The sequence below is a fragment of the Gluconacetobacter johannae genome (assembly GCF_014174305.1).
Lineage (GTDB): Bacteria > Pseudomonadota > Alphaproteobacteria > Acetobacterales > Acetobacteraceae > Gluconacetobacter > Gluconacetobacter johannae.
The window spans coordinates 58,177-76,318 of sequence record NZ_JABEQH010000020.1 but is presented as its reverse complement, the minus strand read 5'-3'; the positions used below and the strand labels follow the sequence as shown (position 1 = coordinate 76,318).

Annotated in this window: 17 protein-coding genes; 6 read left to right on the top strand and 11 right to left on the bottom strand. The window is 68.9% G+C overall.

All coding sequences use genetic code 11. The features are described 5' to 3' along the window. Positions 1-105: 105 nt before the first annotated feature. From HLH21_RS14170 to HLH21_RS14160, 3 genes are all read right to left on the bottom strand, one after another. Positions 106-915, bottom strand: coding sequence for a metal ABC transporter permease (locus HLH21_RS14170; RefSeq protein WP_182944394.1), 810 nt, complete (start codon positions 913-915; stop codon positions 106-108). A 22-nt stretch (positions 916-937) separates the two neighbouring features. Then, entirely contained in the window at positions 938-1,798 is an 861-nt protein-coding gene (locus HLH21_RS14165) for a metal ABC transporter ATP-binding protein (RefSeq protein ID WP_246379782.1), read from the bottom strand. A gap of 82 nt (positions 1,799-1,880) precedes the next feature. Beyond that, on the bottom strand, positions 1,881-2,789 hold the full coding sequence (locus HLH21_RS14160; RefSeq protein WP_246379780.1) for a metal ABC transporter solute-binding protein, Zn/Mn family: 909 nt from the start codon (positions 2,787-2,789) through the stop codon (positions 1,881-1,883). 156 nt (positions 2,790-2,945) lie between these two features. On the opposite strand from HLH21_RS14160, the gene HLH21_RS14155 reads away from it, so the two are divergent. From HLH21_RS14155 to HLH21_RS14140, 4 genes are all read left to right on the top strand, one after another. Further along, positions 2,946-3,461: a transcriptional repressor gene (locus HLH21_RS14155; RefSeq protein WP_182944393.1), complete on the top strand. Its 516-nt coding sequence runs from the start codon at positions 2,946-2,948 to the stop codon at positions 3,459-3,461. 70 nt (positions 3,462-3,531) lie between these two features. Continuing rightward, entirely contained in the window at positions 3,532-4,380 is an 849-nt protein-coding gene (locus HLH21_RS14150) for a hypothetical protein (RefSeq protein WP_220789828.1), read from the top strand. A 32-nt stretch (positions 4,381-4,412) separates the two neighbouring features. Further along, positions 4,413-5,411, top strand: a complete 999-nt coding sequence (locus tag HLH21_RS14145) for an asparaginase (RefSeq protein WP_182944392.1) — start codon at positions 4,413-4,415, stop codon at positions 5,409-5,411. 56 nt (positions 5,412-5,467) lie between these two features. Next, on the top strand, positions 5,468-6,856 hold the full coding sequence (locus HLH21_RS14140) for a sugar porter family MFS transporter (RefSeq protein WP_281375051.1): 1,389 nt from the start codon (positions 5,468-5,470) through the stop codon (positions 6,854-6,856). 196 nt (positions 6,857-7,052) lie between these two features. Here the strand turns inward: HLH21_RS14140 and HLH21_RS14135 are convergent, their stop codons facing one another. The 5 genes from HLH21_RS14135 to trpB form a co-directional block, all read right to left on the bottom strand. Then, positions 7,053-8,015 (bottom strand): nucleoside hydrolase, encoded by a 963-nt coding sequence (locus tag HLH21_RS14135; RefSeq protein WP_182944391.1) that lies wholly within the window; start codon positions 8,013-8,015, stop codon positions 7,053-7,055. Between the two features lie 69 nt (positions 8,016-8,084). After that, positions 8,085-9,404, bottom strand: a complete 1,320-nt coding sequence (locus tag HLH21_RS14130; RefSeq protein ID WP_182944390.1) for a bifunctional folylpolyglutamate synthase/dihydrofolate synthase — start codon at positions 9,402-9,404, stop codon at positions 8,085-8,087. An 11-nt stretch (positions 9,405-9,415) separates the two neighbouring features. Further along, the gene (accD, locus tag HLH21_RS14125; RefSeq protein WP_182944389.1) at positions 9,416-10,291 is read right to left on the bottom strand and encodes an acetyl-CoA carboxylase, carboxyltransferase subunit beta; all 876 of its coding nucleotides are present in this window, start codon (positions 10,289-10,291) and stop codon (positions 9,416-9,418) included. 113 nt (positions 10,292-10,404) lie between these two features. Further along, positions 10,405-11,241: a tryptophan synthase subunit alpha gene (gene trpA, locus HLH21_RS14120; protein ID WP_182944388.1), complete on the bottom strand. Its 837-nt coding sequence runs from the start codon at positions 11,239-11,241 to the stop codon at positions 10,405-10,407. Next, positions 11,238-12,491, bottom strand: a complete 1,254-nt coding sequence (gene trpB / locus HLH21_RS14115) for a tryptophan synthase subunit beta (protein WP_182944401.1) — start codon at positions 12,489-12,491, stop codon at positions 11,238-11,240. The genes trpA and trpB overlap by 4 nt, the downstream gene beginning before the upstream one ends. 268 nt (positions 12,492-12,759) lie before the next feature. Between trpB and corA the strand changes: the two genes are divergently transcribed. Then, complete coding sequence (gene corA / locus HLH21_RS14110; protein WP_182944387.1) at positions 12,760-13,731, top strand: magnesium/cobalt transporter CorA; 972 nt, start codon at positions 12,760-12,762, stop codon at positions 13,729-13,731. A gap of 252 nt (positions 13,732-13,983) precedes the next feature. Beyond that, on the top strand, positions 13,984-15,285 hold the full coding sequence (gene rho / locus HLH21_RS14105) for a transcription termination factor Rho (protein WP_182944386.1): 1,302 nt from the start codon (positions 13,984-13,986) through the stop codon (positions 15,283-15,285). A gap of 308 nt (positions 15,286-15,593) precedes the next feature. Here rho and HLH21_RS14100 read toward each other — a convergent pair whose 3' ends face one another. From HLH21_RS14100 to HLH21_RS14090, 3 genes are all read right to left on the bottom strand, one after another. Further along, positions 15,594-16,217: a hypothetical protein gene (locus tag HLH21_RS14100; protein WP_182944385.1), complete on the bottom strand. Its 624-nt coding sequence runs from the start codon at positions 16,215-16,217 to the stop codon at positions 15,594-15,596. A 418-nt stretch (positions 16,218-16,635) separates the two neighbouring features. Continuing rightward, on the bottom strand, positions 16,636-17,607 hold the full coding sequence (locus HLH21_RS14095; RefSeq protein ID WP_182944384.1) for a quinone oxidoreductase family protein: 972 nt from the start codon (positions 17,605-17,607) through the stop codon (positions 16,636-16,638). Between the two features lie 29 nt (positions 17,608-17,636). Continuing rightward, complete coding sequence (locus HLH21_RS14090) at positions 17,637-18,098, bottom strand: methylated-DNA--[protein]-cysteine S-methyltransferase (RefSeq protein WP_182944383.1); 462 nt, start codon at positions 18,096-18,098, stop codon at positions 17,637-17,639. Positions 18,099-18,142 lie beyond the last annotated feature (44 nt).

Genomic DNA, 18,142 nt, shown 5'->3' with positions numbered 1-18,142 from the left:
GTCGCCATTACCGCCATCATGCGAAAACTCATCGTTCTCGCCAACGCGCTGTTGCGGGACAACCGCCTCTGGACGCCAAAAGCCGCTTGATCACAACGGATACTCTCAGGCCCTGAGGCGCGCGCGGCCCCTCACGCCGGGCAGGCACGCCAGCAGATAGGCCAGGGTGCTCAACGCGCTGATCCAGAACGAGGTCGGGCAGTCGGTCCACCACGACAGCGCCAGCCCGCCCCATCCCTCGGCCACCGCCAGCACGACCGACAGCACGATCCCCCGCCCCGGCGAGGCCGTCAGGCGCTGCGCCGTCGCGGCGGGCCCGACCATCAGGGCGAAGACCAGCAGCACGCCCGTCACCTGCACGCATTCGGCCGTCGCGACCGCGACGATGGCCAGGAAGGCGGTGGACACCGCGCGCAGCGGCACGCCCCGCGCCTCGGCGGCCTCGGGCTGGAGGCTGGCGAACAGCAGCGGCCGGGACAGCACGGCCATCGCGGCGAGGCACGCCGCGCCGAACAGCGCCAGCCAGCCCAGCATCGCCCCGTCCACCCCCAGCACGTTGCCGAACAGCAGGGCGGTGGCGCGTGTGGCGGACGTCGTCAGGAAATGCAGGAACAGCAGGCCGAACCCCAGGGTGCAGGACAGCACCAGCCCGATGGCGACGTCCCTGCCCTGGGTCGTGCCGCGCCCGCCCAGGCCCATCGCCAGCCCGGCCGCCACCGTCAGCGCCAGCAATCCCCACAGCGGCGGCACGCCCAGCAGCAGGGCGCCCGTCGCGCCGGCAAAGCCGACATGCGACAGGGCGTGGCCGGCGAAGCTTTCCCCGCGCAGCACCATGAAATAGCCCACCAGCCCGGACAGGACCGCGACGATCCCGGTGGCGGCGAAGGCGTGGCGCATGAATTCGAAGGCGAACATGATCGGGTGCTACCGGCCGGGGTCAGGTGTCGGCGACGACGAAGATGCGTCCGCCGGCGCGGATCACCTCGACCGGCGTGCCGTACAGGGCGGACAGGACGGGGCCGGTCGCGACCTCGTCCACCGGGCCCAGGCGCGCGGCGCCGCGCCCGACATACAGGACCTCGTCCATCACGCCCAGCAGCGGATTCAGATCATGGGTGGAAAACAGGACCGCGATGCCCAACTGCCGGCGGATGTCGTTCACCAGGGCCACGACCGCGCGCTGGCCATGGGGGTCCAGGCTGGCCAGCGGCTCGTCCAGCAGCAGCAGGCGGGGCCGCCCCACCAGCGCCTGCGCCAGCAGCAGGCGCTGGCGTTCGCCGCCCGAGAGCTGATGGATCGGCCGTTCGGCCAGATGGGTGGCGCGGACCAGGGCCAGGACGCGATCGACCTCGGCCGCGTCATGACGGCGGTGGCGGCCCCAGCCCCAGTCGCACGGCAGGCCCCAGCGTTCGCCATGCAGGGCGGCGGCGATGAAGCTGCGCCCGTCCAGGCGCGGCACGACGCGGCCATGGAACTGCGGCATGTAGCCGATATCGTGATTGCCGCGCCCGACCGGGCGGCCGAAGACCGAAATCTCCCCCGCCGCCACCGGCACGATGCCCAGGATGGCGCGCATCAGGCTGGTCTTGCCCGCCCCGTTGGGCCCCAGGACGCCGACGAACGCCCCTTCGGACACCGTCAGGCTGGCATCGGACAGGATGGTCCGGCCGCCGATGCGAATGGTCGCGCGATCCAGCCGTACCGGTGGCGCGGCCGGGCCGGGCGGCGGCATGCGGCCGGCCGCGTCGCAACAGGCGCCGGTCAAATCGTCCCCCACCGTCATTTCACCCTTTGTCATCCCAGGCGGCTTTCAGGCGGCATGCCTCAGGGCGCTGCCCTGAAACCCGCCAAAGGCCACCTGCCTTTGGAAACCAATTCGTTTAGCCCTGATCGGGGTGCGGGGCCAAAGCCTGCGACAGGCGATCCAGCGTCCCGGCGATCCAGTCCTGGTAGCGCAGGCCCGGCGGCAGGCTCTCGCCGACGCGCAGGACCGGAACCCCGGCCGCCCGCGCCAGCCCGTCCAGCCGGTCGGTCACGGGGCTGGCCGTCTGGTCGTTCACGATCAGCACCCGCACATGCCGGCTGGTCAGATCGCCCTCCAGCGCCGCCACGTCGGATGGTGCGGGGTCGGTGCCGTTCATGACCGCGCGCTGGAACGCCTCGTCCTGCATCGCAAGGCCCACGGCGTGCGCCATCGCGCCGAAGATCGGTTCCGACGCGGCGGCCGGCACGCCGGCATAGCGCGCCCGCAGGGCGTCGATACGCGCCTGCAACGGGGACAGAGACGCCAGGAACACCCCCAGCCTGTCCTGCAGCGCGGCCCGGCGGTCCGGCATCAGCTCGGCGCAGGTCTCGGCGAAGGCGGCGGCGACGGTCCGGACGGCCGCCAGATCGTACCAGAAATGCGGGTTGTCGCCGTCGCGCCAGCCCACCCGCCGGGACACCACCAGCATGGCCGGGCGGGCGCGCGCACCCGCGTCCGTCAGCCGGTCGATCCAGCCGTCATAGCCGCCGCCGTTGGCGATGACGATCCGCGCCGCGCCGACGACGCGGCCATCCGACGGGCTGGCCTCGAACAGATGCGGGTCGGTCGAGGGGTTGGTCAGGATGCTGGTGACCGCGACATCCGCGCCGCCGACCTGGCGCGCGATATCGCCCCAGACCGTTTCGGCCGCGACGACGGCCAGCGGCGCCGCCCGTGCCGGACCCGCCAGGACGGCGAAGGCCGCCAGCAGGGCGAAGACCAGCATGGATGGCAGGCGGTGACGGCGGAATGCCGGGCAGGACATGGCGGGACGATCCGGAAGGGGCACGAGCACGAAGCTATACGTTATAATATAACAAATATCGAGCCTTCATATAGCGCGCTTTCCGGCGTATGGAAACCGGGCCGCCCAGGCGGCATCGCCACGCGGGTTGGCGCAACGCAGGGGCGGGTGGAAGGCATGACAGGACACAGCTTCACCGACAGGACCGGGACCTTGCTGGACAGCGCGGAACGGCTATGCGTGGCGCGCGGATCACGGCTGACCGAACTGCGGCGCCTGGTCCTGGGCCTGGTGCTGGATGCCGGGCGGCCGGTGGGCGCCTACGACCTGCTGGACGGGCTGCGCGCCGACAAGAAGGGCGCGGCCCCGCCGACGGTCTACCGGGCGCTGGATTTCCTGCTGGAACAGGGGCTGATCCACAAGATCGAGCGCCTGTCGGCCTTTGTCGGCTGCACCCACGCACTGGATGCGTCGCACGCGCATGACGCGGGATGCCACCCGCACGCGGCGCAATTCCTGATCTGCACCGGCTGCGGGCAGGTGACGGAACTGGACGACCGCAACATCGTCCACGCGCTGGTCGACGCGACGCGGGGCATCGGCTTCACGGTGCGCCAGTCGACCGTCGAGGCCGAAGGGCTGTGCGGCGCCTGCCAGACAGGGTCGCCCGCACAAGCGCACGGCGCGCCCTGATTTTCGGGGCCGCTCCCCGGAAACCACGCCGCCGGATGACATCCCGACAGATCGCTGTACAATCGGAGCCATGGTGAAGAACGGATTCAGGGTCAGGCCGGCCGGCCTGACGGATCGGCGAACGGGACTGACGGCGTTCCGGATCGAAGACGCGCGGGGCCGGCAGGTGGCGCGGATCGCAGCGACCCATGGCGCGCAGGCCCTGGCCCTGTACTGGCGGGGCCGTGGCTGTCGCGAACTGGCCGGCATCCTGCCGGGATATGGACCCGATGACCGTCTGCGGCGGAGTATCGACATGGCGCGTTCCCGCCTTTCTTCCGACGACATGAACGAACTGCCGCTGCCCGAAGGCGCCGCCGGCCGGCAGTCCCCCCGCCCGCGCGTGCCCCGCGCGGCGCGACGCCCGGCGGCCGGGATCGCGCAGGACGATCTGTTCCAGGCCCGCGCACCGGTGGCGATGCCGGCCGAACCGGCGCCCCTCGCCCCGGCGCCCGCCTCCATGACGCCCGCCCCGGCCGCGCCCGTTGCCCCGACGGCGCCACCCCGGCGGCGGGTCGCGCATCTGGATGCCGGCGACATCCAGCTGGCGCGCGTGCATTATCGCGGCCTTCAGCCGTCGGACCCGCCGGACAGCTTCCTCTACCACATCGCGTCGTCGCGCAACGCCGAGCAGATGCTGCGCGACGGGCTGGACCTGGACCCGCGGCAACCGCTGCAACTGACCGAGCGGAGCGGCGTGCCGTACTGGCTGTCGCTGTTGATGGATGACGCCGACCCACCGATGGACGAGCCGGAGGAGGAGGAGGACATCGCCGTCCTGCGCCTGAAGCGGTTCATGGTCGACGATCTGATCGAGGACGACCCGGACGCCACCCGCAGTTCCGGCGTCGCCTGCTATTTCCTGACCGGCGGCGGCTGACCGCCCGGCACGCACCAAGGACGAACCGAGCCATGGATACAGCAATCGCGGAAGTCGAACGCGGCGGCCGCGTGGAATCGCGCCATGCCGGCACCGCCGTGGTGGTGGACGCCGCCGGGGACGTGGTTTTCGCGCTGGGGGACATCGAGCGCCCGACCTTCCCGCGCTCGGCCGTCAAGGCGTTCCTGGCCCTGCCTCTGGTGGAAAGCGGCGCCGCCGACCGGCTGGGCCTGGGTGACGAGGAACTGGCCCTGGCCTGCGCGTCGCACACCGGCGAGCCCGCGCATGTCGCCGTCGCCGCCCGGATGCTGGCGCGGGCCGGCCGCGACGTCGGCTGCCTGGAATGCGGCACGCACTGGCCGGTGGACGACGCCGCCGCGCGCGACCTGGCCCGGACGGGCGGCGCGCCCTCCGCCCTGCATAACAACTGTTCGGGCAAGCACGCGGGCTTCGTCTGCCTGGCCTGCGACCGGGGCGAGGCGCCGGGCGGCTATGTCGATCCCGGACATCCCATCATGCGCGAGGTCACGGCGGCGCTGGCCGACGTCACCGGCGCCCCGCATCGCGCCGACAACCGGGGCATCGACGGATGTTCGATCCCGACCTACGCCATTCCGCTGCGCGCGCTGGCCCACGGCTTCGCGCGGTTCGGCACCGGGCACGGGCTGGGGGCCGAGCGGGCGCGGGCGGCGGCACGCCTGCGCGCCGCCGTGGCCGCGTCGCCGTTCATGGTCGCCGGCACCGGCCGGTTCGACACCCGCCTGATGCAGGCGCTGGGCCCCAGGGTCTTCAGCAAGATGGGGGCCGAGGGCATCATGGCCGCCAGCCTGCCGCAGCAGGGGCTGGGCATCGCCGTCAAATGTCATGACGGCGCACCCCGCGCGGCCGAGGTCGCGATGGCCGCCCTGCTGACCCGCTTCCTGGGTCCCGAGGGCGCGGGCGACCCGATACTGGGCACGTTGGCCCGGTACGAACTGAAGAACTGGAACGGCATCAGGGTCGGGGAAGTGCGCGCCACCGGGTTCACCTGACCACCCGCCTGCTCCCGCCGTCCGGACCGAAAAACAACAAGAAAAAGGCTCCGTCCATGAATGCAATGTCACCACCGGCCAACGATGCCATCCATCTGCGCTCGATCGTCATCGGCTGCCTGGCGGCGCTGGCCGGGCTGATGTCCGGCCTGGATATCGGCGTCATTTCCGGCGCGCTGGATTTCGTGGCGCGCGATTTCCACGCCTCGACCCTGGCGCAGGAATGGATCGTCAGCGCCATGATGGCCGGGGCCGCGATCGGCGCGCTGGTCGCCGGCTGGATGTCGCATCATCTGGGGCGCAAGCGGTCGCTGGTGATCGGGGCGGCCATCTTCATGGCCGGGTCGCTGGGCTGCGCGTTCGCCTGGTCCACGCCCAGCATCATCGCGGGCCGGGTGGTCATGGGCCTGGCCATCGGGATCGCGGCCTTCACCGCGCCGCTGTACCTGTCCGAAATCGCCAGCGAGCGCGTGCGCGGGGCGATGATCTCGACCTACCAGCTGATGATTACCGTGGGCATCTTCCTGGCGTTCATCAGCGATACGCTGTTCAGCTACAGCGGCAACTGGCGCTGGATGTTCGGGGTCGCGGCCATTCCGGCCGGGCTGTTCCTGATCGGGGTGCTGTTCCTGCCCTTCAGCCCGCGCTGGCTGATGATGAAGGGACGACGGCAGGAGGCGCTGGAGGTCCTGCGTACCCTGCGCGCCAGCCCGCAGGACGCCTCGCGGGAGATCCGCGACATCAGCGCGCAGCTCCAGCAGAAGCAGCACGGCTTCGCGCTGCTGCGCCGCAACCGCAATTTCCGCCGGTCGATCCTGCTGGGCATCCTGTTGCAGATCATGCAGCAACTGGCCGGGATCAATGTCGTGATGTACTACGCGCCGAAGATCTTCGCCCTGGCGGGCTATGTCGGCCCGGCGCAACTGTGGTGCACCGCCATCGTCGGGCTGGTGAACATGCTGGCGACCTTCGTGGCCGTGGGGCTGGTCGACCGGTGGGGACGCAAGCCGATCCTGTATACCGGCTTCGTGGTCATGACCTTCGGCATGGGCGCGCTGGGCCTGATTATCGACCGGGGGGTCGCCAGCCAGACGACGCAGATCCTGTCGGTGTTCATGCTGCTGGTCTACATCACCGGCTTCGCCATGTCGGCCGGCCCGCTGATCTGGGTCCTGTGTTCCGAGGTCCAGCCGCTGACGGGCCGCGACCTGGGCATCGCCATCTCGACCCTGACCAACTGGCTGAGCAACATGGCCGTCGGCGCGACGTTCCTGACCCTGCTGCAAACGCTGGGCAACGGGCCGACCTTCTGGCTGTTCGCGGGCTTCAACGCCCTGTTCATCGTGCTGACCTGGCTGTTCGTGCCGGAAACCAAGGGCATGTCGCTGGAAGCGATCGAACATCGCCTGATGGCCGGCATCCGCCTGCGCGACATCGGCCGGTAAGGCAGGTTCGAGGGGCTTTGCCCCCTCATACCAACTTTCCGAAAGACTGACGCATGGGATGTCCCCGCCAAGGGCGTTGCCCTTGACCCCACCAAAGGGCAGTCGCCCTTTGGAAACCCATTCGTTATCAAACGATTGGGGTGCAGGGCCTCAGGCCCTGCCGGGTCCAGGGCAGAGCCCTGGTTGCGGCTTGGTATCAGGCCAGGAACGTGTCCGCGTACAGGGCCAGCACGGCGGCGGTGTCGACATCGACCGCCACCGACTGGGACGGGTAGGGGTCCCAAGCGGGCGAGGGCGGGCAGAGGGCGCCCCGGGGTTTCTGGATGGTCTGGCCATCGGCGACCCCGCCGCACACCACCCGCACCGGTCCATGCCGCCGGGTGAACAGTCCGGGGGCCATCACGTTGATGACCGCCAGGCTGTCATGGGCGAAAATCCCCGCCAACCCGCGCGAGCGTTCGTGGAAATCCTGATAGAACCGTGACACCGCGCGCAGGAAGGCCCCATCCGTGCCGCCCCGCGCGCCCAGCCGGTCCAGATAGGCCGCATCCATCACCACCTGCTGCGTGACGTCCAGGCCCAGCAGCGTGACCGGCCATGCCGCCGTCAGCACGGCGTCGGCGGCCTCGGGGTCCGCCAGGATATTGGCCTCGGCCACCGGGGTCATGTTGCCGGCATGGCCGCGCGTGCCGAACGCGCCGCCCATGATGCTGACGCCGGCGAGCAGGCCGGCGATCGCCGGATCGTGGCGCAGGGCCAGCGCCAGATTGGTCAGCGGCCCCACGGCGATCAGGGTGATCTCGCCCGGATAGGCCCGCACCAGATCGACGATCACCTGCCACGCCGGGCGCGGGTCGGGCGCGCGTGCCATGCGCTGGGGCAGCGTCAGACCGCCGATGCCATTCGCGCCATGGACATGCGGCGCCCCCGTGCCCGCGGGCCGGTCCAGCGGCGTCGCCGCCCCGCGCGCGACCGGCGCGGCCAGGCCCATCCAGTCGGCCAGCCACAGCGCGTTGCGGGTGACGGTATCGACATCGAGGTTGCCGTGCACGGTGGTGATCGCCAGCAGGTCGAATTCCGGGCGGCGCGTCAGGAAGCGCAGCGCCATGGCGTCGTCCACGCCGGGATCGGTGTCGAAGATGACTTTGTAGCGCGGCAAAATGATCCCCCCTTGGCGTTACGCAGGGCGCTGCCCTTCACCCCCGGGGCCTGGGGCAGCGCCCCGAACTTAACTGGCAGTCCACCCGTCCTGCGCCAGCACCACCCCGGCCAGGTACAGGCTGCCGCAGATCACGACCCGGGCCGGCGGGCCGGACGCGCCTTCGGCCAGCCGCGCCAGTGCGTCGCGCACCGTCGGCCCGGGGGTCGCCCGGCCCGCCGACGCGGCGATGATGGCCTCGACCGGCAGGGCCAGATGCTGGCCGGGTTCGGCCACCGCCTGGACGCTGGCGGCGTGCGGCAGCATCGGCGACAGGAAGCCCGAGGCGTCCTTGGTCTGTTTCATGCCGACCACCAGATGGACCGGCCGGTCCGCCCAGCGTCCCAGCATATCCGCCAGCGCCTGTCCCGCGCCGGGATTGTGCCCGCCGTCCAGCCACAGTTCCCATCCCGGCGGCAGCATCGCGGCCAGGTCTCCGGTCAGGCGTTGCAGGCGGGCGGGCCATGTCGTGCGGGCGATCCCGGCCCAGCCCGCGTCGGGCACCGGCAGCCCGCCGGCCCGCAGCGCCGCGACGGCCAGGCCGGCATTGTCGATCTGATGCGTGCCCGCCAGCGCGGGCGGCGGCAGGTGCAGCGCGCCCTGCGCGTCGGCATAGCGCAGGCCGCCGGCGACGGGTTCGATCGTCCAGTCCTCGTCGCGCACCAGCAGGCGCGCGCCGTGCCGCGCGGCGGTCTCGCGCAGCACGGCCATGGCCTCGTCCGCCTGCCGGCCGGTCACGACGGGCACGCCGGGCTTCATGATCCCGGCCTTCTCGCCCGCGATGACGGCCAGGCTGTCGCCCAGGAACGCCTCGTGATCCATGGAAATCGACGCGATCGCGCAGGCGGCGGGCCGCGCCAGCACGTTGGTGGCGTCGAAGCGCCCGCCCAGCCCGACCTCGATCACCGCCAGATCGGCCGGATGACGGGCGAACAGCACGAACCCGGCGGCGGTCAGGACCTCGAACACCGTGATCGGCGCACCGTCATTGACGCGCTCGACCTCCTCCAGCACCGCGACCAGTTCATCGGTCGACACGATCCGCCCGGCGACGCGGAAGCGTTCGGTGACATCGACCAGATGCGGCGAGGTCATGACATGCACCCGCCAGCCCGCCGCCTCGCCGATGGCGCGCAGGGTGGCGCAGGTGCTGCCCTTGCCGTTGGTGCCGGCGACATGGATCACCGGCGGCAGGTGCCGCTCGGGGTGGCCCAGCCGCGCCAGCAGCCCTTCCAGCCGGCCGAGCGACAGGTCGATCAGCGCGGGATACAGCCGGTTCAGCCGTTCCAGGACCACCCCGGTGCGTCCGACGAATTCCGGCCCCAGCGTGGACCCACCCCCTGTGGACATGGCGGCGCGGGTCAGGCCGCCGGACGCATGGCGGGCGCGATCTGCCGATAGTTCAGCAGGCCGATCAGCCGGCCCAGCGTCTCGGGCAGGTCGGGGCGCTTGACGACCATGTCCACCATGCCGTGGTCCAGCAGATATTCGGCGCGCTGGAACCCCTCGGGCAGCTTCTCGCGCACCGTGTCCTCGATCACGCGCTGGCCGGCGAAGCCGATCAGGGCGTTGGGTTCGCTGATCTGCACGTCGCCCAGCATGGCGAAGGACGCGGTGACGCCGCCGGTCGTCGGGTTGGTCAGCACCACCAGATAGGGCAGCCCGGCCTCGCGCAGCATCTGCACCGCCGCCGTGGTGCGCGGCATCTGCATCAGGCTGATCATGCCTTCCTGCATGCGCGCCCCGCCCGAGGCGGTGAAGACCACCAGCGGCGCCTTTTGCAGGATCGCCAGCCGCGCCGCCGCCACGAAGGCCTCGCCCAGGGCGGCGCCCATCGTGCCGGCGATGAATTCGAACGCCATCACCGCCACGACGGCGTCATGGCCGCCGATTTTGCCGTGCGCCACGGCCATGGATTCGTCCAGCTGCGACTTCGCGCGCTCGTCCTTCAGGCGCTCGGTGTAGCGCTTGCGGTCGCGGAACGACAGCGGATCGACCGCCACCTTCGGCAGGTCGATCTGCGTGTAGGCGCCGTCATCGAAGGTCCAGCCGAACCGCTCGGCCACCGAGGCGCGCATATGATGGCCGCAATGCGGGCAGACATTCATCGCCTTGTGCAGATCCTTGACCAGGATCATCTGGCTGCAGGATTCGCAGTTGGTCCACAGATTGTCCGGCACCTCGCGCTTGAGCAGACCGCGGATCTTGGGGCGGACGTACTCGGTCAGCCAGCTCATCACATCTCTCCATGACGCGGGGCGCGATCGCCCCCGAAACCTGCCTCATTACAGGCTGGGGGCAGGGAACGCCAGATCTGCCGTCGGTACGAACGGCCCCAGGGGCCGGCCGGTCAGGCCCGGGCGGCGCGCACCGCGCGGGACAGGTCGCCCAGTTGCGCCAGCACCCGGGGCAGCGTGTCGGCGGTGGCCCGCCCGGCTTCGTCCAGCGTGTCTTCCAGCGTGGCGAGCAGGGCCGAGGCCACGACCGCCGCGTCGGCGACCCGCACCGCCGCCGCCGCCTGGTCGGGCGTGCGGATGCCGAACCCGATGGCCACCGGCAGGTCGGTCGCGGCGCGCAGGCGCGGCAGGGCGGCCGCCAGTTCGTCGCTGCTGGCGGTGCGCGTGCCGGTGACCCCGGTGATGCTGACATAATAGACAAAGCCCGACGCATGGTCGAAGACCACCGGCAGGCGCGCATCCGTCGTGGTGGGGGCCACCAGGCGCACGATGTCCAGCCCGTGGGCGGCGGCGGGGCCTTCCAGCAGGTCGGCCTCCTCGGGCGGCAGGTCGACGATAATCAGCCCGTCTACCCCGGCCCGCGCCGCATCGGCGCAGAAGCGCTCCGGCCCGTAGGCCCCGATCGGGTTCAGGTATCCCATCAGCACGATGGGGGTGTCGGAATCGCCCTCGCGGAAGCGGGCGACCATCTCCAGCACCTTTGCGACCGTCGAGCCCCCCTTCAGGCCCCGGCGGGCGGCGGCCTGGATGATCGGCCCGTCGGCGCTGGGGTCGCTGAAGGGCACGCCGATCTCGATCAGGTCGGCGCCGGCCCCCGGCATGGCGCGCAGCAGCGCCAGCGAGGTGTCGTAATCGGGGTCGCAGGCCTGCAGGTAGGGGATGAGGGCGCCGCGTCCCTGCGCCTTCAGCGTGGCGAAGCGCCGGGCGATGCGGCTTGAGGGGCGGCTCACAATGTCACTCCCAGATGTGCGGCGACGGTGAAGATGTCCTTGTCGCCCCGGCCCGACACGTTCAGCACGATCAGGGTTTCGGGGTCCAGGGTAGGCGCGATCCTGGCCACATGCGCCAGCGCGTGCGAGCATTCCAGCGCCGGGATGATGCCCTCGGTGCGGGTGCAGAGCTGGAAGGCCGCCAGGGCCTCGTCGTCGGTCGCGCCGACATATTCAGCCCGCCCGATGTCGTGCAGCCAGGAATGTTCCGGCCCGATGCCCGGATAATCCAGCCCGGCGCTGATGGAATGGGCCTCGTCGATCTGGCCGTCGGCGTCCTGCAGCAGGTAGGTGCGGTTGCCGTGCAGCACGCCCGGCCGCCCCCGCAGGATCGAGGCCGCGGTCTCGCCGCTGTCCAGCCCGCGGCCGGCGGCCTCGACGCCGATCAGGCGCACCGACGCATCGTCGAGGAAGGGGTGGAAGATGCCCATGGCGTTGGACCCGCCGCCGATGGCCGCCACGATGATGTCGGGCAGGCGGCCTTCGGCCGCGTGCATCTGCTGGCGCGTTTCCTCGCCGATCACCGACTGGAAGTCGCGCACCATCTCGGGATAGGGGTGCGGCCCCGCCACCGTGCCGACCAGGAAATAGGTGTCGCGGACGTTGGTCACCCAGTCGCGCATCGCCTCGTTCATCGCGTCCTTCAGCGTGCCGGCGCCCGAGGTCACGGGCACGACCTCGGCGCCCAGCAGGCGCATGCGGAACACGTTGGGCTTCTGCCGCTCGACATCGGTGGCGCCCATGTAGATGACGCATTTCATGCCGAACAGGGCGCAGACCGTGGCGGTGGCGACCCCGTGCTGGCCGGCGCCGGTCTCGGCGACGATGCGGCTGCGGCCCATGCGGCGGGCCAGCAGGATCTGGCCCATGACGTTGTTGAGCTTGTGCGAACCGGTGTGGTTCAGCTCCTCGCGCTTCATGTAGATCTTGGCGCCGCCCAGTTCCTGCGTCAGGCGATGGGCGAACCACAGCGGGCTGGGACGGCCCACATAATCCTTGAGGTAATAGTCCAGCTCGCGCCGGAAGGCCGGGTCGGCCTTGGCCGCGGCATAGGCCTGGTCCAGTTCCAGCACCAGCGGCATCAGCGTCTCGGCCACGAAGCGGCCGCCGAAGATGCCGAAGCGGCCCCGTGCGTCCGGCCCGGCCCGCAGGCTGTTGGGCCTGGCCGGCGTATCCCCTGCCGGCGTTCCGTCCGGCTGCGTCCCGTGCATGTCTGCTGCGCTCACGTCGTTCTCCAGAAGCCTTCCGATGCGGGCGGGGTCCCCCGCCGTCCGCCGGTGCGCCCCGCGCGGCGGCGTAGCGTGTTCTGGACCGAGTGCCGGAAAATTACCAGTCTCCTGTCCAGATCTCCTGTACCGTCCCCCATGCGCCCGCGCCCGGCTGGCCGCCATTTGACAGGCGCGCCACGGCACCGGATATCTTGGCCCGGCTCCGGGGCCTGGCCCTGGGTTTGGCCGGAACCGGAGGGATAGGGACGGCATGTTTCTTGCGCACAGGCCCGGCGCGCCCGCGCGGACCATCACGGGCGAGGCCGACGCGGCCAACACCCCCTGGCTGGACCTGCTGGACCCGACCCCCGACGAGCAGGCCCTGGCCGCCCGCATCACCGGCCAGCGCATCCCGACCCGCGACGACCTGGAGGAAATCGAAAGTTCGTCGCGCCTGTTCATGGAAGACGACGCCGTCTACCTGTCCACGCCGCTGGTCCGGCGGATGCAGGACAATTTCTTCGTCTCGCCCGTCGGCTTCATCCTGTCGCGCAACCGGCTGCTGACGATCCGCTTCACCGCGTACTCGGCCTTCGACCTGGTGGCCCGCCAGATTGCCGACCGCCAGGACAAGCTGAGCGGCGACGAGGTCTCGGTCCTGATTATGGAGGCGGTCGTGGACCGGCTGGCCGACATCCTGGAACATCTGGGGCAGTCGCTGGACACCCTGTCGCGCGAGGTCTTCCAGGCCGACCAGCCCAGCGCGGGGAAGGGCGACATGGTGCTGCGGACGCTGCTGCGGCGGGTGGGGCGGTCGGGCGACCTGGCCTCGTCGGTGCGCGACAGCCTGCTGGGGATGGAGCGGATCGCGATCTTCGTCAGCGAGAACAAGAAGCACGACCTGTCCGAACGGCTGCGCGCCCGCCTGGCCACCGTCGCGCGGGATATCGGGTCGCTGAACGATTTCGTGTCCCAGACGTCGAACAAGGTGCAGTTCCTGCTGGACGCCACGCTGGGCTTTATCAGCATCGAACAGAATAACGGCATGAAGATCCTGACCGTGGTCAGCTTCATCGGCGTCGCGCCGACGCTGGTGGCCGGGATCTACGGCATGAATTTCCACGATATTCCCGAACTGGGCTGGCGGTACGGCTACTGGTATTCGCTGGCGCTGATGGCGGCGACGGTCATCCTGCCGCTGCTGTGGTTCTGGAAGCGGGGATGGCTGGGCCCCGGCCGCTGACGTCATTCCCCCTCGGGCGCAGGCCACGCGCAGGCGTGAACGCGGCGTACCCGCGCCGGACTTGACCTTTGGGGCGGGCATCCCTACTGTCGCGGTCATCGCTGACGGACTTCACCCGTTACGCGCTCCCTCCGTCTGGAACGATGTTGACCGGGTCCCGGTTTGTCCGGTCGTCCGGCAGGTGCCCTGCACCTCCCTTCGGGTCAACCTGTTCTCTCCCCGATCGTGACCTGCCCATTCAAGGCATCGTGAATGCATCTCGCCGAACTCAAGGCCAAAACGCCCGCGGACCTTCTGGCCTACGCCGAAAGCCTGCAAATCGAAAACGCATCGTCCCTGCGTAAGCAGGACATGCTGTTCGCCATCCTCAAGACCCTTGCCGACAATGACCAGGCGATCCATGGCGAGGGCACGCTGGAAATCCTGCCCGACGGCTTCGGTTTCCTGCGCTCGCCGGAAGCCAACTACCTGCCGGGGCCGGACGATATCTATATCTCGCCCAGCCAGGTGCGGCGTTTCGGCCTGCGGACCGGCGACACCGTCGAGGGGCAGATCCGCGCCCCGCGCGACGGCGAACGGTATTTCGCGCTGCTCAAGGTCAACACGATCAATTTCGAGCCGCCCGAGGCCGTCCGCCACCGGATCAATTTCGACAATCTGACGCCCCTCTACCCCGAGCGCCGGCTGAAGATGGAAGTCGAGGCCAACGCCGTCGGCGGTGAACCCGAAAAAGGCACCAAGGGCAGCAAGGGCCAGACCAAGGATTTCACTCCCCGCGTCATCGACCTGGTCTCGCCGATCGGCATGGGCCAGCGCGCCCTGATCGTCGCCCCGCCGCGCACCGGCAAGACCGTGATGCTGCAGAGCATCGCGTCGTCGATTTCCGCCAACCATCCCGAAGTCTTCCTGATCGTCCTGCTGATCGACGAACGGCCGGAAGAAGTCACGGACATGGCGCGCTCGGTCCGGGGCGAGGTCGTGTCCTCGACCTTCGACGAACCGGCGACCCGTCACGTCCAGGTGACCGAGATGGTGCTGGAAAAGGCCAAGCGCCTGGTCGAGCACAAGCGCGACGTCGTGATCCTGCTGGATTCCATCACCCGCCTGGCCCGCGCCTACAACACCGTGGTGCCGTCATCGGGCAAGGTGCTGACCGGCGGCGTGGACGCCAACGCCCTGCAGCGCCCCAAGCGCTTCTTCGGCGCGGCCCGCAATATCGAGGAAGGCGGATCGCTGACCATCATCGCCACTGCGCTGATCGACACCGGCAGTCGCATGGACGAGGTCATCTTCGAGGAATTCAAGGGCACCGGTAACTCGGAACTCATCCTCGACCGCAAGCTGGCCGACAAGCGCACCTTCCCCGCGATCGACATCACCAAGAGCGGCACCCGCAAGGAAGAACTGCTGGTCGAACGCTCCGAACTGTCGAAGATGTGGGTCCTGCGCCGCATCCTGGCCCCGATGGGGACGATGGATGCGATGGACTTCCTGCTGGACAAGCTGAAATACAGCAAGACCAACCGCGATTTCTTCGACGCGATGAATACCTGATTGCAGGTCGGCGCCGCACGGAAAAGCCCCGGTACCGGACGACGGTGCCGGGGTTTTTTCATGGGCGCATGATGACGAAGATGATGGACCACCCATGGCAGAGGTGGCCCCAACCGTTCGGACAGGTTTGCGGCGGAAATAAGCTATCGCCCGGTGTTGCTATGCCGTCAGTTTCTCGTCGCTCGACACTGCTGCCGGGATGAACTCCGGCAACGGTGTCAACGGATGTATGATGCGCTTCATCAGGCATGCATCCAGCGAGTGCCGAGTGGAGGCGCGCGCGCCGCTGCCCAGGCGCGCGGAATCCCTCATGTCATCGGAAGGTAGATAAGACCCATCAGGAAGAGGGCCAGGATGGCGACAATGGCGAGGGCCTTCAAGCCATCCGAGTATGTGCCCTGATAGCCGCCCGCCATGTCGTCCCCTTCCTCTTGCTGCGCCGCCCCTGTTTGCTGGTGCGAGCGGTCCAGCACGGCCGAGATGAGAGGGAACTGCCTGGGCAGGTTCAAAAGACTGCCCGACCTCTTGTCAAGCCAGCGGGCCGGGACGGGACGTCGGTGAGCCAGGTCGGCGGCCGGTTGCCCCTGGGAGCACCGCAGCCAATGCTTGCCCCCAGCCTCATCGGGACCGTAGCACCATCCCCGCGCCTTGATCTGCTGTTTGAGAGTATTACGTGTCCTGCAGGCGGGGTTGGTGGCAAGTTCGTCTTCGCCGCCGCATTTGTCATCGAGAACGGATTCCTTGCGAACAAGAGTCTTGACGTCGGTAGGAGCCGAAGCAAGGTCATCTGCGATGATGGTGTTGAACGCGTGTGTAAGCTTGCCCTCATGAGAGCTTCCCAATTCCCGGGCAGACACAACTTGTGCTGTCACCACGCCCGAAAGAGGGAATAAAAACGCGAAAAACATGAAATGGTAGAAAATCTTCCTCATTAATCTCGTAATATTTTTTCATCTTTATATGGTTATTTAATAAAATAATCCATATAATTGAATACTCTTAAGGTTAGAGATTATATCCAATTAACCATGTATTAATACGTACAAATTTCCAATAAAATTTATTCATATATAGTTGATATTAAGCGTTGAATACATATTACATGGATAAATAAGTGGAAATCGGAACGAAGCCTCATCACCCATCAGTTTCAACCTGGCGCCCATGATGGGCGCCGGCCGAGCCGCTACACGGGCTATTGAGGGCGCCGCCTCAGGGCGCTGCCCTGCAACCCGCCAAAGGGCATCGCCCTCTGGAAACCCGGTCGTCTCATACCGGATCGGGGTCCAGGGCCTCAGGTCCCCCGATCCTGGATAACGGATGGGTTCGGGCAAAGCCCGACTTCGCCGATCACGGCAGCAGGATCGTACTGCCGGTGGTCACCCGCGCTTCCAGGGCGCGGTGGGCGTCGGCGGCGTCGGCAAGGGCAAAGCGCTGGCCGATCCGCACAGACAGCACGCCCTGGCCGATCAGGCCGAACAGCTCCTCGGCCCCCTTCAGCAGGGCCGAACGCTGGGCGATGTAGGTCGTCAGCCCCGGCCGGGTCAGGTACAGGCTGCCGCGCGTGGCCAGCATCCCCACCGACATGCCCGTGACCTCGCCGGACGCGTTGCCGTAGCTGACCATCAGCCCGCGCGGCGCCAGGCAATCCAGGCTGGCCACGAACGTATCCTTGCCGATGCTGTCGTAGACGACCGGCACCATCGCCCCGTCCGTCAGCTTGCGTACGCGCGCGGGCAGGTTGTCATGGCCGATCAGCACGTCGGCCGCGCCGTTCTGGCGGGCCAGTTCGGCCTTTTCCTCGGTCGAGACAACGCCGATGACCCGCGCGCCCAGATGCCGCCCCCACTGGCACATCAGCAACCCGACCCCGCCGGCGGCGGCGTAGACCAGGATCGTCTCGCCCGGCTTGACGTCGTACACCTCGCGCAGCAGGGCGTGCACCGTCAGCCCGCGCAGCATGACGCCCGCCGCGACGTCCGACGATATAAAGGGCGGCAGGGGCACGACGCGATCGGCCGCGATGGTCCGGACTTCGGCATAGCCGCCCAGGGCCGTGGGGTAGGCGACACGGTCGCCGGGGGCCATGTCGGTGACGTCCGCGCCGACGGCCTCGATCACGCCCGCGCCTTCCATGCCCAGGATGGCTGGCAGGGTCGGCAGCTTGTACAGACCCTTGCGGAAATAGGTGTCGATGAAATTGACCCCCATCGCCTCCTGCCGGATCAGGATTTCCCCCGTTCCGGGGACGGGCGTGGGCAGCGTTTCCAGCTTCAGGACCTCGGGACCGCCATACGCGTGGATGCGAATTGCCCTGAACATCGCGTTTTCTCCGTTGGTTCTTGTCGTGTCTACGCCAGGGCCGGGACGGCGGCGCCCTCCAGCCCCAGCAGGAACAGCTTGTCGTCCAGGCCGCCGTCACCGGAATAGCCGCCCAGCCCCTGGACGGCGACGACGCGGTGACAGGGGATCAGGATCGGGATCGGATTGACGCTGTTGGCCTGCCCGACCGAACGGGGCGACCCGCCGGCCACCTGCGCGATATCGCGATAGGTCCGTGTCTGCCCCGCCGGGATGGCGCGCAGGACCTGCCAGACCCTCTGCTGGTAGGCGGTGCCGTACGGCGCCAGCGGCAGGTCGGCGAACGGATCGGCCCCGCCGTCGAAATAGGCGTCCAGACGGTCGCGAACGGCCACCAGCAGGGACGTCTCATCCTGGTCGCGGCCCCAGCCCCAATCCAGCGCCACGATCGCGCCGTCGTCTTCCGACAGGGTCAGGTCGCCCAGCGGCGAGTGCATCGAGAGTTGCGGCATTCCGTGTCCCTGGCCCTTGTCCCATTCATACCCGGCGAACCCAT